General features: G+C 61.6%; 11 protein-coding genes. 7 read left to right on the plus strand and 4 right to left on the minus strand.

What is annotated here, in order from left to right; translation table 11 throughout:
* Nucleotides 1–181 precede the first annotated feature (181 nt).
* Nucleotides 182–1033, plus strand: coding sequence for an urea carboxylase-associated family protein (locus tag ORL50_RS14265; protein ID WP_266015865.1), 852 nt, complete (start codon nucleotides 182–184; stop codon nucleotides 1031–1033).
* A 164-nt stretch (nucleotides 1034–1197) separates the two neighbouring features.
* On the opposite strand, the gene ORL50_RS14270 is transcribed toward ORL50_RS14265, so the two are convergent.
* The 4 genes from ORL50_RS14270 to rfbC all read right to left on the minus strand — a co-directional run bounded on the left by ORL50_RS14270 (nucleotide 1198) and on the right by rfbC (nucleotide 4561).
* Nucleotides 1198–1365, minus strand: a complete 168-nt coding sequence (locus tag ORL50_RS14270; RefSeq protein WP_266015867.1) for a DUF2897 family protein — start codon at nucleotides 1363–1365, stop codon at nucleotides 1198–1200.
* 127 nt (nucleotides 1366–1492) lie between these two features.
* The gene (gene eat / locus ORL50_RS14275) at nucleotides 1493–2857 is read right to left on the minus strand and encodes an ethanolamine permease (RefSeq protein WP_266015869.1); all 1365 of its coding nucleotides are present in this window, start codon (nucleotides 2855–2857) and stop codon (nucleotides 1493–1495) included.
* Between the two features lie 211 nt (nucleotides 2858–3068).
* Nucleotides 3069–3941 (minus strand): dTDP-4-dehydrorhamnose reductase, encoded by an 873-nt coding sequence (gene rfbD / locus ORL50_RS14280; RefSeq protein WP_266015871.1) that lies wholly within the window; start codon nucleotides 3939–3941, stop codon nucleotides 3069–3071.
* A gap of 74 nt (nucleotides 3942–4015) precedes the next feature.
* Nucleotides 4016–4561 carry a dTDP-4-dehydrorhamnose 3,5-epimerase gene (rfbC, locus tag ORL50_RS14285; RefSeq protein WP_266015873.1) on the minus strand — a complete coding sequence of 182 codons (546 nt, stop codon included), beginning with the start codon at nucleotides 4559–4561 and terminating at the stop codon, nucleotides 4016–4018.
* Nucleotides 4562–4768: 207 nt separating this feature from the next.
* On the opposite strand from rfbC, the gene kdpF reads away from it, so the two are divergent.
* The 6 genes from kdpF to ORL50_RS14315 all read left to right on the plus strand — a co-directional run bounded on the left by kdpF (nucleotide 4769) and on the right by ORL50_RS14315 (nucleotide 12859).
* Nucleotides 4769–4858, plus strand: coding sequence for a K(+)-transporting ATPase subunit F (gene kdpF / locus ORL50_RS14290; RefSeq protein ID WP_007899818.1), 90 nt, complete (start codon nucleotides 4769–4771; stop codon nucleotides 4856–4858).
* Between the two features lie 8 nt (nucleotides 4859–4866).
* On the plus strand, nucleotides 4867–6561 hold the full coding sequence (kdpA, locus tag ORL50_RS14295) for a potassium-transporting ATPase subunit KdpA (protein ID WP_266015945.1): 1695 nt from the start codon (nucleotides 4867–4869) through the stop codon (nucleotides 6559–6561).
* Between the two features lie 10 nt (nucleotides 6562–6571).
* On the plus strand, nucleotides 6572–8629 hold the full coding sequence (gene kdpB / locus ORL50_RS14300) for a potassium-transporting ATPase subunit KdpB (protein ID WP_266015947.1): 2058 nt from the start codon (nucleotides 6572–6574) through the stop codon (nucleotides 8627–8629).
* Nucleotides 8630–8801: 172 nt separating this feature from the next.
* On the plus strand, nucleotides 8802–9347 hold the full coding sequence (gene kdpC, locus ORL50_RS14305; RefSeq protein ID WP_266015949.1) for a potassium-transporting ATPase subunit KdpC: 546 nt from the start codon (nucleotides 8802–8804) through the stop codon (nucleotides 9345–9347).
* 125 nt (nucleotides 9348–9472) lie between these two features.
* The gene (locus ORL50_RS14310) at nucleotides 9473–12124 is read left to right on the plus strand and encodes a sensor histidine kinase (RefSeq protein ID WP_266015951.1); all 2652 of its coding nucleotides are present in this window, start codon (nucleotides 9473–9475) and stop codon (nucleotides 12122–12124) included.
* A 36-nt stretch (nucleotides 12125–12160) separates the two neighbouring features.
* Entirely contained in the window at nucleotides 12161–12859 is a 699-nt protein-coding gene (locus ORL50_RS14315; RefSeq protein ID WP_266016220.1) for a response regulator, read from the plus strand.
* Nucleotides 12860–12911 lie beyond the last annotated feature (52 nt).

A 12911-nucleotide genomic window follows, 5' to 3' on the forward strand; every position in this document is an offset into this window, starting at 1 on the left:
TCATCTTAACCAAGGAAATTTAAATGGTGACTGTACTTCTATTTCTAAAAAAGCGTACAGATGCTTCGAAGGGTGATCGAACTGACCGGAACTTGGCATGAATAGAGGTTACTCGCCTGCAGGCTTTTGACTAACCCGGGACCGATGAGCCTTAGCGGTCCGTCTGATCGAGGAAACGACCATGTTCAAAGATTACCCCGCAGCCTACCAGGTCAGTAAAGGCGCGGCTTTGCAGGTGGATACAGCGTTTTACAATCGAATTCGTGACGCTAAGGACGCTCGCACTTTGATCGAGCAGTTTGAGGTGCCCATCCGCACCGGCCGTGCGTGGCATGTGCCAGCCGGGCATGTGTTTCGAGTTACCACACCGGTCGGGCCGCAAGTGGGTGATTTCAACGTGTGGAATGCCAACGATCCGCGCGAACGCCTATGGGCGGCCCGCACCCGGCAGTTACAAGGTGCCCATGTGAGCACCCACGACCGCCTGTGGTCGAACCTGCCATTTCTGCGGCCGCTGGTGACCATTACCGATGACAGCCTGGCCGATTACGGCGTCGACGAACATGGTGGGCGGCTGCACGACCTGCTCGGCACGCGCTGCGACCCCTATGTGAACAAGATGCTGACTGGCGAGGACTTTCACCACCATTGCCATTCGAACCTTACCCGGGCGGTATTGCCCCACGGTCTGACCGAATTTGACGTGCATGACGTGTTGAACATTTTCCAGTGCACTGGCCTGAATCATGACGACATGTATTTCATGAAGGCTTGTCCGGCGCAGAAGGGCGACTACCTGGAGTTCTTTGCCGAGATCGATCTGCTGTGCGCGCTGTCGACCTGCCCGGGTGGGGATTTGTCGTTGGCCATGTGGGGGCCGGACGCGCAGGATCCGTTAAGCGTGTGTCGTCCGCTTGGGGTGGAGATCTATCGCTTGGAGGATGAGTTGCTGGAAGGTTGGAGCCAACCGGAGCGTGCGGCGTACAACGGGATGCATGGCCTGCAGATTGCCAAGGCAGATTGGGAAAGATAGCAGCGCTTCCCATCGGACTGTAGCTGCTGGCGAAGCCTGCGTTCGGCTGCGAAGCAGTCGTAGATCCGTAAAATGCGGTCTGCTTGGATAACCGCGTTTACCGGTTTTACGACTGCTGCGCAGCTGAACGCAGGCTTCGCCAGCTGCTACAGGTTGTCAAAGTATCAGCGATCTTTCGCGTCCTTGGCGTCCATTTCCGCATTGCGTTCGGCGACGCGTTTACGTTGCTCGTCGGTGAGCTCGACCTTGTTTGCGGTGTCTCGCAACATCATCAGACCACCGACGATCGAGCCGATTGCAACAACCAGAATCAACCAGGCATACCAGGGCATAGGGCTCTCCTTGAGGGGCAGGTCGGGGGCGGATTTCGCCGACCGATCGTGCATACCACTTTGAGCGATTGTTCTTCGCAGTGGTTCCATTGTAGGCCTGTTATGCCTTGTGCATCCGGGGGATGGCTTATAACCCGGTTAGCATCGCATCTGCAGGCGCCTCGGCCCGCAACTGCGCAGTGAGCATGAAGTACACGAACCCCACCGCCATGAAACCCAGGAAGATCAGCCCGATCAAGGTGTTGAACCAGGCCATTGCCACCAGACACACCAGCGCCAGCAACAGCGCAATCATTGGCACCAAAGGATAACAAGGCGCGCGAAAGGTGCGTTCCAGGTTTGGCTCGGTTTTACGCAGCTTGAATAAACTGAGCATGCTCATGATGTACATGACGATCGCGCCAAACACCGCCATGGTGATCATCGCGGCCGTCAGTGTCATCCCGCCGAGGTTGATCAGGCCATCGCTGTAGATCGCTGCGATACCGATCACACCACCGGCAAGAATTGCGCGGTGCGGAGTTTGGAAGCGTGACAGTTTTGCCAGGGATTTTGGTAGATAACCGGCGCGAGCCAGGGCGAAGAATTGGCGCGAATAGCCGAGGATGATCCCGTGGAAACTCGCCACCAGCCCGAACAGGCCGATCCACACCAGCATGTGCAGCCAGCCGGAGCTTTCGCCGACCACGGTTTTCATGGCTTGGGGCAGCGGGTCGTTGATGTTGGACAAGGTGCGCCAGTCGCCGACGCCGCCAGCGAAGAACATCACGCCCATCGCCAGGAACACCAGGGTCAGGATGCCGCTGATGTAGGCCTTGGGAATCGTGCGCTTGGGGTCCTTGGCTTCTTCGGCGGCCATGGCTGCACCCTCGATAGCGAGGAAAAACCAGATGGCGAAGGGGATAGCGGCAAACATGCCGGCGATGGCCGGTGCCCCGAATACATCCGAGCCGGCCCAGCCGTTCAGCGCGAAGTTGCTGAAACTGAACGCGGGTGCAACGACTCCCATGAACACCAGCAACTCGGCGACTGCCAGTACGCAGACGACCAACTCAAAAGTCGCGGCCAGTTTCACCCCGAGAATGTTCAGACCCATGAACACGATGTAGGCACCCACTGCCGCGTGCTTGGGATCCAGCGCTGGAAACTGCACGTTCAGGTACGCGCCTATCGCCAGGGCAATGGCCGGTGGGGCGAAGACGAATTCGATCAGCGTCGCCAGTCCGGCGATCAATCCACCTTTTTCGCCAAAGGCCCGGCGGCTGTAGGCAAAAGGCCCACCGGCATGGGGAATGGCGGTGGTCAGCTCGGTGAAACTGAAGATGAAGCAGGTGTACATGGTGGCGACCATAAAGGAAGTCACCAGGAAACCCAGCGTTCCGGCTACGCCCCAGCCGTAACTCCAGCCGAAGTACTCTCCGGAAATCACCAGCCCGACTGCAATGCCCCACAGGTGCAGCGTGCCCAGCGTGGGTTTGAGTTGTGTGTTCATGCGCTTGCTCCCTGAACGGTTTGGAAAGCTCGGGGGAGGGCGCGTGCAGTGGGCGTGCCAGTCTGTATTTGCAGGTCGTAAAGGGGTAGAAGCTGTCGTATCGAGGATGATCGGCGCTGAATCTGCGCCAGTGCATGCGCCAGTTGGGAGCATGCGTGCCTGTCGTGCCGCCTTCGCGCGCAGATTTCCCAGGCATGGCGCTCACCCTGTCCTAAATGATTTGTTCAGCCAGGCACTCGCCCAATGCGGCCGTCCACACTGGCTGACTCACGCCCCACTCCTGTTGCAGACGGGTGCAATCCAGGCGCGAGTTGAGTGGGCGGGCCGCTGGGGTCGGATACTCGCTGGAAGGAATGGGTAGCAGGTTTGCGCAAGGCTTCCCCTGTTTGCGCAGCTCCTCGCCAATGGCCTGGGCAAAGCCGAACCATGATGTTTCCCCCTCGGCGCTCAAGTGATAAATCCCCCAGGCACCCGCGTCGCCAGCCTGCCAGCGCTCAATCAAAGCAAAGGTGCTAACCGCGATCGTGCCTGCCCAAGTGGGTGCCCCGATCTGGTCCGCAACAATGCGCAATTGCGGTTTTTCCTGCAGCAGACGTTGCATCGTCAGCAGGAAGTTGCGGCCGTGATTCGAGTACACCCAGCTGGTGCGCAGGATCAGGTGTTGACCCTCAACCTGGGTAATCGCCCGCTCGCCCGCCAGTTTGCTTTGACCGTAGACACCGAGCGGGTTGGGTGCATCGTCTTCGGTATACGGCCCAGGCTTCGAACCGTCGAACACATAGTCGGTGGAGTAGTGAATCAACGGGACGCCAAGTTCCAACGCTTCCTCGGCCAGAATGCCCGGGGCGACTCCGTTGACGGCAAAAGCGGCCTCGGGCTCGCTTTCTGCCAGGTCGACTGCGGTGTGGGCGGCAGCGTTGATGATCAGGTCTGGCCGTAACCGTTGAATCTGTTGCCGGATCTGATCGGGCTGCGCCAAATCCATCTGGTCACGGCCTAATACGATCAACTCGCCGAGCACACCAAGCCGCAGCTGCAGCTCCCGGGACACCTGACCATGCTGGCCACTGATGAGGATTTTCATTAAATACCCATGAATTCATTGTTCTTCACCGGCCATCTGGCCAGTTACTTGTTATTGAGTCAGCCACACTGGATTCAGGAAAAAACTTCAGCGTCCTTCAGGAACGTGGCCACTTGATCCTTGGCAGACAACTGCGGCGCTTCATCCAGCTGCCAATCGATGCCCAATTCCGGATCGTCCCAGCGAATACTGCGCTCGGCAGACGGGGTGTAGTAGTCGGTGGTCTTGTAAAGGCACTCGGCGAATTCGCTCAGGACCACAAAACCATGGGCGAAACCTTCGGGGACCCAGATCTGACGATGATTCTCGGCAGACAACCGCACCGCCACCCACTTCCCAAAGTGCGGTGAACTGCGGCGAATATCCACCGCCACGTCGAGCACTTCCCCGGCCGTTACCCGCACTAGCTTGCCCTGGGTATTCTCCAATTGGTAATGCAGGCCACGCAGCACACCTTTTTGCGAGCGGGAATGGTTGTCCTGGACGAACCGGGTTTCCAGGCCGGTTGCTTCTTCGAAAGCCCTGGCGTTGAAGCTTTCGTAGAAGAAGCCACGTTCATCACCAAATACCTTCGGTTCAATAATAAGAACACCGGGCAAATCGGTGGCGATTACATTCATGGTGTTTTCTCTGGCATTGACATTCGATGGGCGACATTCTCGGTCAAATGACCGGTCATACGCGAGCGCCAATGCTGTAAACCGCGCATAACGGCAGTCTTTACGCCTTCTTTACGCCCCCCCACACCCCTCGATCTCGTTCCTTTACACCCTCCCTGCCGACAATACCTGCACACACGGCAATACGCCGTAACACGGAGAACTTCCATGAGCGTTCTGGACGGAGTGTCACTGCTGCTGGCAGTGGGGCTGTTCATTTATCTGTTGGTTGCGCTGTTGCGCGCGGACCGGAACTAGGAGCGGGTATGCACAGTTATGACTATTGGCTGATCCTCGCATTCTTCGCGCTGGTACTGGTGCCGGCGCCGTTTCTGGGACGGTTCTATTACAAGGTGATGGAAGGGCAGCGCACCTGGCTGACGCCGGTACTTGGGCCGGTGGAGCGTGGTTGCTATCGGGTGGCGGGGGTTGATCCCGCAGGCGAGCAGAGCTGGCAGAAGTACGCATTGGCGCTGCTGGCGTTTAACCTGGCGGGTTTTGTGTTGCTGTTTGCGATTTTGCTGTTCCAGGACTATTTGCCGCTTAATCCACAGCAGTTGCCGGGCCAGGAGTGGACTCAGGCGTTTAACACTGCCGTCAGTTTCATGACCAACACCAACTGGCAGTCCTACAGTGGCGAGGCGACGCTCAGTTATCTGAGCCAGATGGTGGGCCTCACGGTGCAGAACTTTGTCAGCGCCGCCACCGGCCTGGCTGTGCTGGTGGCCTTGTGTCGGGGTATTGGGCGCAAGTCCACCCGCACCCTCGGCAATTTCTGGGTCGACATGACCCGTGCCACCCTCTACGGCTTGCTGCCGCTGTGTCTGCTGCTGGCGTTGTTCCTAGTGTGGCAGGGCGTGCCGCAAACCTTCGCGCATTACGTGAATGCAGTGACGATGCAAGGCGTCGATCAGGTGATTCCTTTGGGCCCGGCGGCCAGCCAGATTGCGATCAAGCAGTTGGGCACCAACGGCGGCGGCTTCTTCGGGGTCAACTCGGCGCATCCGTTCGAGAACCCGACGGCGTGGAGCAACTTGTTCGAAGTGGCCTCGATCATTCTGATTCCGGTGGCCCTGGTGTTCACTTTCGGCCATTACGTGAAGGATCTGCGCCAGAGCCGCGCAATCATTGCCTGCATGCTGGCGCTGTTCCTGATCGGTGGCGCCACCTCGCTGTGGGCCGAGTACCAACCCAATCCGACCTTGAACAACGTCGCCGTCGAGCAGACCGCGCCGCTGGAAGGCAAGGAAGCGCGCTTCGGCACCAGCGCAACAGTGCTGTGGTCGGTGACTACGACGGCGGCCTCCAACGGCTCGGTCAACGGGATGCACGACAGCCTCAACCCGCTCAGCGGCATGGTCGCGCTGGTGAACATGATGGTCGGCGAGGTGATTTTCGGCGGGGTCGGGGCGGGGCTCTACGGGATGTTGCTGAACGTGCTGATCGCGGTGTTCCTCGCGGGGCTGATGATCGGGCGCACGCCGGAATACCTCGGCAAGAAACTGCAGGCCCGCGAAGTGCAATTGCTGGTGGTGACGCTGCTGGTGATGCCGGTCGGCGTGCTGGTGCTGGGCGCAATTGCGGCCAGCCTGCCAGGGCCGGTGGCGGCGGTGACTAACCCGGGGCCACACGGCTTCAGCCAGTTGCTCTACGCCTACACCTCGGCCAGCGCGAACAACGGCTCAGCCTTCGCCGGCTTCGGTGCCAACACGCCGTTCCATAACCTGATGCTCGGCCTCGGCATGTTGATCGGACGCTTCGGCTACATCCTGCCGGTGCTGGCGCTGGCTGGCAGCCTGGCGCTGAAGAAAGCTGCGCCGGTCAGCCCGAACAGCTTCCCCACCCATGGCCCGCTGTTCGTGACCTTGTTGACGGTCACCATTTTGCTGGTAGGTGGTTTGACCTTTCTGCCGACCTTGGCATTGGGGCCTATCGCCGAACACTTGAGCCTGGGTTTCTAAGGAGCTGATGATGAATATGCCCGCAACCAAACCGGCTGCCGTCAAGGCGCCGGAACAACCGAAAACCGCGATCGCGGCCCTGTGGCGCCCGGCGCTGGTGCAAGCCTTCGTCAAGCTTGATCCGCGCCAGTTGCAGCGTGCGCCGGTGATGCTGGTGGTGGAACTGACCGCCATCCTGACCACCGTGCTGTGCTTCATTCCGGATCCGGCAGTGCCGACGTTTGTCGCCGCGCAAATTGCCCTGTGGCTGTGGTTCACCGTGCTGTTTGCGAATTTCGCCGAAGCCTTGGCTGAAGGTCGCGGCAAAGCTCGCGCTGACAGTCTGAAGGCGGGTAGCGAGGGCCTGAGTGCCCGGCGCAAAACGGCGGATGGCAGCTTTCAAATTGTCCCCGCCACCAAGCTGCGCAAGGACGATGTGGTGCGCGTCGAAGCCGGGGAAATGATCCCCGGGGACGGTGAGGTGATCGAAGGCATCGCGGCGGTCAACGAAGCGGCGATTACCGGCGAGTCGGCGCCGGTGATTCGCGAGTCTGGCGGCGATCGTTCGGCGGTGACCGGCAACACCCGGTTGGTCTCGGACTGGTTGCTGGTGCGTATCACCGCCAACCCCGGGGAGTCGACGCTGGATCGCATGATCGCCCTGGTCGAAGGCGCCAAACGCCAGAAAACCCCGAATGAAGTGGCCCTCGATATCCTGCTGATCGGCCTGACGCTGATCTTCCTGCTGGTGGTCGTGACCCTGCAACCTTTCGCGCATTTCGCCAATGGCAACCTGCCGCTGGTGTTCCTCGCGGCACTGCTGGTCACGCTGATTCCAACCACCATTGGTGGGCTCTTGTCGGCGATTGGCATCGCTGGCATGGACCGCCTGGTGCGTCTGAATGTGATCGCCAAGTCCGGTCGCGCCGTGGAAGCGGCAGGGGATGTGCACGTGCTGTTGCTGGACAAGACCGGCACCATCACCTTCGGCAACCGTCGCTGCTCTGCGGTGTATGCGGCACCTGGGGTGAGTGGCAAGGAGTTGGCCGAAGGTGCGTTGTTCGCTTCGCTGGCCGATGACACGGCGGAGGGCAAATCCATCGTCGAGTACCTGCGAGGCTTGCATCCACAGCCGGAGCCGTCTGCCGAGACGTTGACGAGCGTGCCGTTCAGTGCCGAAACCCGGCTGTCCGGCGTTGACTATCAGGGGCGTGTGTATCGCAAGGGCGCGGTGGATTCGGTGCTGGCGTTTGTCGGGCTGAAACGCGCCGACCTGGCACCGGCATTGTCCCGGGAGATCGACAAAATTGCCCAGAGCGGCGGCACGCCACTGCTGGTATGTGTCGACGGCAAGCTGCTCGGTGCGATCCATCTCAAGGACGTGGTCAAACCCGGCATTCGCGAGCGATTTGCCGAATTGCGCAAGCTGGGCATTCGCACGGTGATGGTGACCGGCGACAACCCGCTGACCGCCGCAGCAATCGCCGCCGAGGCGGGCGTCGATGATGTGCTGGCCGAGGCCACTCCGGAGAAAAAACTGGCGCGCATTCGGCATGAGCAGAACGACGGTCGACTGGTGGCGATGTGCGGTGACGGAGCCAACGACGCCCCGGCCCTGGCGCAAGCGGATGTCGGCATGGCGATGAACGATGGGACCCAGGCGGCGCGCGAGGCGGCGAACATGGTCGACCTCGACAGCGATCCGACCAAGCTGCTGGACGTGGTGCAGATCGGCAAGGAATTGCTGGTGACTCGCGGCGCGCTGACGACCTTTTCCATCGCCAACGACGTGGCCAAATACTTTGCGATTTTGCCGGCGCTGTTTGCCTCGATCTACCCGCAGCTGGGCGTGCTCAACGTCATGCACCTGAGCAGTCCGCAGAGCGCGATTCTTTCGGCGATCGTGTTTAACGCGTTGATCATCGTAGTGCTGATCCCGTTGGCGCTGCGCGGAGTGCGGGTGCAGGCAGCAAGTGCGGCGGCGTTGTTGCGGCGCAATCTGTTGATTTATGGGCTGGGCGGGATTGTGGTGCCGTTTGTGGGGATCAAGGCGATCGACATGCTGTTGACGGCGTTGCACTTGGTTTGACCTGGCGAGCGCTACGCGCTCAATCGCGGGCAAGCCTTGCTCCCACAGGCGCAGGGGTTTCTGGGGAGCAAGCTTGTGCAAGATTTTGTGGGAGCAAAGCTTGCTCGCGATGAAGTCCACACGGTCCGTCAGAACACCCGCAATTTTACCAACCGAATTCGAGGAATTTGAAATGTCCACAATGATCCGCCCGGCCCTGAGCCTGCTCGTTCTAATGACGCTGATCACGGGCGTCGCCTACCCCTTGGTGGTCACCGGTGTAGCCCAGGTCGCATTCCCCAGCCAGGCCAACGGCAGCCTGGTGCAGGACGCCAGCGGCAAGGTCCGTGGCTCTGCGTTGATCGCCCAGGATTTCACCGGGGATGCCTGGTTTCACCCACGTCCTTCCGCCGGGGCGTTTGCCACGGTTTCCAGTGGCGCCAGCAACCTCGCACCGAGCAATCCGGCGCTGGCCACCCGGGTGTTCGAAGACGCCGGCAAATTGCTGGTGCCAGGCCAGGGCCCGGTGCCTTTGGCGCAGTTGACCACTTCCGGCAGCGGCCTCGATCCACACTTGCCTCCTGCGGCGATTGCCTATCAACTGGCGCGAGTTGCGGCGGCGCGCCATTTGCCGGTGTCGACGGTTCAGCAGCTAATGGAGGCGCATATCGAGCAGCCGCTGGTGGGGCCGCCGGTGGTGAATGTGTTGGCGTTGAATATCGCGTTAAATAACCTTTAGCCCGAGGTGCGGCCATCGCGAGCAGGCTCACTCCTACAGGTGTGCATTTCATTGTAGGAGTGAGCCTGCTCGCGATGAGGCCCGGACTGTCAAAGCGTAAATTTCAAAGTGAAAGGATTTCAAGCATGAGCAACTCCGGCCGAGCCGACGCACTGCTAGCAGACTTGCCCCGCGATGGCCGTGGTCGGCTCAAGGTTTTCCTCGGCGCCGCTCCCGGTGTCGGCAAAACCTACGCCATGCTGCAAGCCGCGCACAGCCAGCTGCGCCAGGGCGTGAAAGTGCTCGCCGGAGTCGTCGAAACCCACGGTCGCGCCGAAACCGAAGCGCTGCTCGGTGGTTTGCCGCAGCAGCCCCTGGTGCGCTCGGAATACCGTGGCGTGATGCTCGAGGAAATGGACCTCGACGGCCTGCTCGCGGCCAAGCCCAAGCTGGTGCTGGTGGACGAACTGGCCCACAGCAACGCGCCCGGAAGCCGTCACGCCAAGCGCTGGCAGGACATCCAGGAACTGCTCGCGGCTGGCATCGACGTGTTCACCACGGTCAACGTCCAGCATCTGGAAAGTCTCAACGACCAGGTGCGCGGCATCACCGGCGTGCAGGTCCGTGAAACCTTGCCGGACTGGGTGCTGCAGGAAGCCTACGAACTGCTGCTGATCGACCTGCCGCCACGGGAACTGCTCGAGCGCCTGCGCGATGGCAAGGTCTACGTACCGGAGCAGGCGCGGGCGGCCATCGACGCGTTCTTCACCCAGACCAACCTCACCGCCTTGCGCGAGCTGGCGATGCAGACCGCCGCCGCGCAAGTCGACAATGACCTTGCCCAGGGCTATCGCCAGCTCGGCCAGGATGCGCCGGCCGTGCGCGGGCGGTTGCTGGTCGGCGTCGATGGCGATGAACAGGCCGAGCGCCTGGTCAGGCATGCCAGCCGGGTCGCCCAGCGTCGTCACTTGCCGTGGAGTCTGGTGCATGTGGACAACGGCAGCGCGCGCGACGAGCAGTCACGCCTGCGCCTGCAAAGTGCCCAGCAACTGGCGGAGCGCCTGGGCGGCGAAGTGGTGTTACTGCGCGCCGGTGAGGTGGCGAAAACCTTGATCCAGCATGCCGGCGAACGTCGCGCCAGCTTGGTACTGGTCGGACAATCCCGCCCGCGTTGGCGTCGGCGTCTGTTGGGTGGCGGCCTGGCTTCGCGGCTGTTGCGCAATGCGCGCGGGCTGGAGATCAACGTGCTCGACAGCGATCACCCGCTGCATTCGCCACGCCCGCGCTCGACCCAGCCACTGGTGTGGTTCGACTACGCGCTGGCGCTGCTCGCGACCTTGCTCGCCAGTGCCCTGGCCTGGGCGGTGGCGAGCGTTTTACCGCTGCCGAACATCTCGCTGGTCTTCCTCGCGGCCGTGTTGCTGGTGGCCGTGCGCAGCAGTCTCGGCCCGGCGCTGGCCTGCGCGGCGCTGTCGTTTCTGACCTACGATTTCCTGTTCATCCCACCGAATTTTTCGTTCAGCATCCAGCGCGAAGAAGACGTGCTGACCTTGCTGTTCTTCCTGCTGATGGCGGCGCTCACGGGCAACCTTGCGGCACGTCAGCGCCGGCAATTGCAGGCGCTACGCGATACCCAGGAAGAGACCAGCGAACTGCTCGACCTGTCGCGCAAACTCACCGCCGCCACGGACCGCCAAGCCGTGGTCAGCGCGGCGGCGCAGCACCTCAATGGCTGGAGCGATGTGCAACTGTGCCTGCTCAATCGTGACGGGCCGGCGGGCTGGAAAGTCGAAACCGGCGGCCCGTTGAGCTTTTCCGAAGCCGAACGCGCTGCGGCGGACTGGGCCTGGCAACATGATCAACCGGCGGGCGCGGGCACCGGAACCCTGCCGTTCGGGCGCTGGTGGTGGTGGCCGCTGTCCGTCGAGGACGGACCGTTGGCGCTGCTCGGAGTCTGCGCCAGGGAAGGTCATAGCTTGAGCGGTCAGCGCCGTCGCCTGCTCACCGCCCTGAGCCAGCCGCTGGCCCAGGCACTGGCCCGGTCGCAACTGGCCGAAGACCTGGAAGCGGCGCGCCTGCATGGCGAAACCGAACAACTGCGCAGTGCCTTGCTCGCCTCGGTGTCCCACGACCTGCGCACGCCACTGACCTCCATGCGTGGCAGCATCGACAGTCTGCTGGCGCTCGGCGAGGCGATTCCGCTGGAAGATCGTCGTGAGCTGCTCGAAGGCACCCGCGATGAAGCCGAGCGGCTCGATCGTTATATTCAGAACCTGCTGGACATGACTCGCCTGGGCCACGGTGCCTTGAAGCTGGCCCGGGACTGGGTGTCGCCGGCAGACATCGTCGGCAGCTCGCTCAACCGCCTGCGTGCAGTGCTCGCGCCGCTGCAGGTCAGCACCGAGGTGCCGCCAGAGTTGCCGCTGCTCTACGTGCACGCGGCGCTTATCGAGCAGGCGCTGGTGAATGTGCTGGAAAATGCCGCGCGCTTTTCTCCAGCGCACGGGCGCCTGCAATTGCGCGCCGGGGTTGTCGACAGCGAATTGTTTTTCTCGGTGAGCGATGAAGGACCGGGCATCCCCGAGGAGGAACGGGCGAAGATTTTCGACATGTTCTACACCGCAGCGCGCGGTGATCGAGGCGGGCAGGGCACCGGGCTGGGCCTGGCGATCTGTCAGGGGATGGTGGGCGCTCACGGCGGCCGCATCAGTGTCGCCGACGGTATCGAGGGGCGGGGTACCTGCATCACCCTGCATCTGCCATTGCAAGAACAGCCGGATGTTGAAAGTGAAGCCTGATAATCTCTGGTTCTTCCCATGCCGCGATCAGAATTCATGAGCCAGACCGCGACCATCCTGGTCATCGACGACGAACCGCAGATCCGTAAATTCCTGCGTATCAGCCTGGTTTCCCAAGGTTACAAAGTGCTGGAAGCCGGCACCGGCACCGAGGGGCTGGCGCAGGCTGCGTTGAGCAAACCGGACTTGTTGGTGCTCGACCTTGGCCTGCCGGACATGGATGGCCAACAGGTGCTGCGCGAGTTTCGCGAATGGTCGACAGTGCCGGTGCTGGTGCTCTCTGTGCGTGCCAGCGAGGGTCAGAAAGTCGAGGCGCTGGACAGTGGCGCCAACGATTACGTGACCAAGCCATTTGGCATCCAGGAGTTTCTGGCCCGGGTCCGCGCGCTGTTGCGCCAGGCCCCGGCTGGGGAAGCGCAACAGGCGGCGCTGAGTTTTGGCCCGCTGACGGTGGACCTGGCTTACCGCCGGGTGCTGCTTGACGGTGCCGAAGTCGCGCTGACCCGCAAGGAGTACGCGGTGCTCGCGCAACTGGCCCGGCATCCGGGGCGGGTCATTACCCAGCAGCAGTTGTTGAAGGACATCTGGGGGCCAACTCATACCGAGGACAGCCACTATTTGCGCATTGTGGTGGGACATCTGCGGCAGAAGCTGGCGGATGACCCGACCCGGCCACGGTTTATTTTGACTGAGGCGGGGGTTGGGTATCGGTTGTTGGGTGGAGACAGCCTGTAGTAATTGTGTTCAATGTTCCGGCCTCATCGCGAGCAGGCTCACTCCTACAGTG

Origin of the sequence: Pseudomonas sp. RIT-562 (assembly GCF_026241895.1) — a bacterium.
GTDB classification, from domain to species: domain Bacteria; phylum Pseudomonadota; class Gammaproteobacteria; order Pseudomonadales; family Pseudomonadaceae; genus Aquipseudomonas; species Aquipseudomonas mandelii_F.

Excerpts from the sequence above, each read along its gene's own strand:
- eat (WP_266015869.1), bottom strand. The coding sequence starts at position 2,857 with ATGAACACACAACTCAAACCCACGCTGGGCACGCTGCACCTGTGGGGC.
- kdpA (WP_266015945.1), top strand. The coding sequence starts at position 4,867 with ATGCACAGTTATGACTATTGGCTGATCCTCGCATTCTTCGCGCTGGTA.
- rfbC (WP_266015873.1), bottom strand. The coding sequence starts at position 4,561 with ATGAATGTAATCGCCACCGATTTGCCCGGTGTTCTTATTATTGAACCG.
- ORL50_RS14265 (WP_266015865.1), top strand. The coding sequence starts at position 182 with ATGTTCAAAGATTACCCCGCAGCCTACCAGGTCAGTAAAGGCGCGGCT.
- kdpC (WP_266015949.1), top strand. The coding sequence starts at position 8,802 with ATGTCCACAATGATCCGCCCGGCCCTGAGCCTGCTCGTTCTAATGACG.
- rfbD (WP_266015871.1), bottom strand. The coding sequence starts at position 3,941 with ATGAAAATCCTCATCAGTGGCCAGCATGGTCAGGTGTCCCGGGAGCTG.
- kdpF (WP_007899818.1), top strand. The coding sequence starts at position 4,769 with ATGAGCGTTCTGGACGGAGTGTCACTGCTGCTGGCAGTGGGGCTGTTC.
- kdpB (WP_266015947.1), top strand. The coding sequence starts at position 6,572 with ATGAATATGCCCGCAACCAAACCGGCTGCCGTCAAGGCGCCGGAACAA.
- ORL50_RS14315 (WP_266016220.1), top strand. The coding sequence starts at position 12,161 with ATGAGCCAGACCGCGACCATCCTGGTCATCGACGACGAACCGCAGATC.
- ORL50_RS14310 (WP_266015951.1), top strand. The coding sequence starts at position 9,473 with ATGAGCAACTCCGGCCGAGCCGACGCACTGCTAGCAGACTTGCCCCGC.
- ORL50_RS14270 (WP_266015867.1), bottom strand. The coding sequence starts at position 1,365 with ATGCCCTGGTATGCCTGGTTGATTCTGGTTGTTGCAATCGGCTCGATC.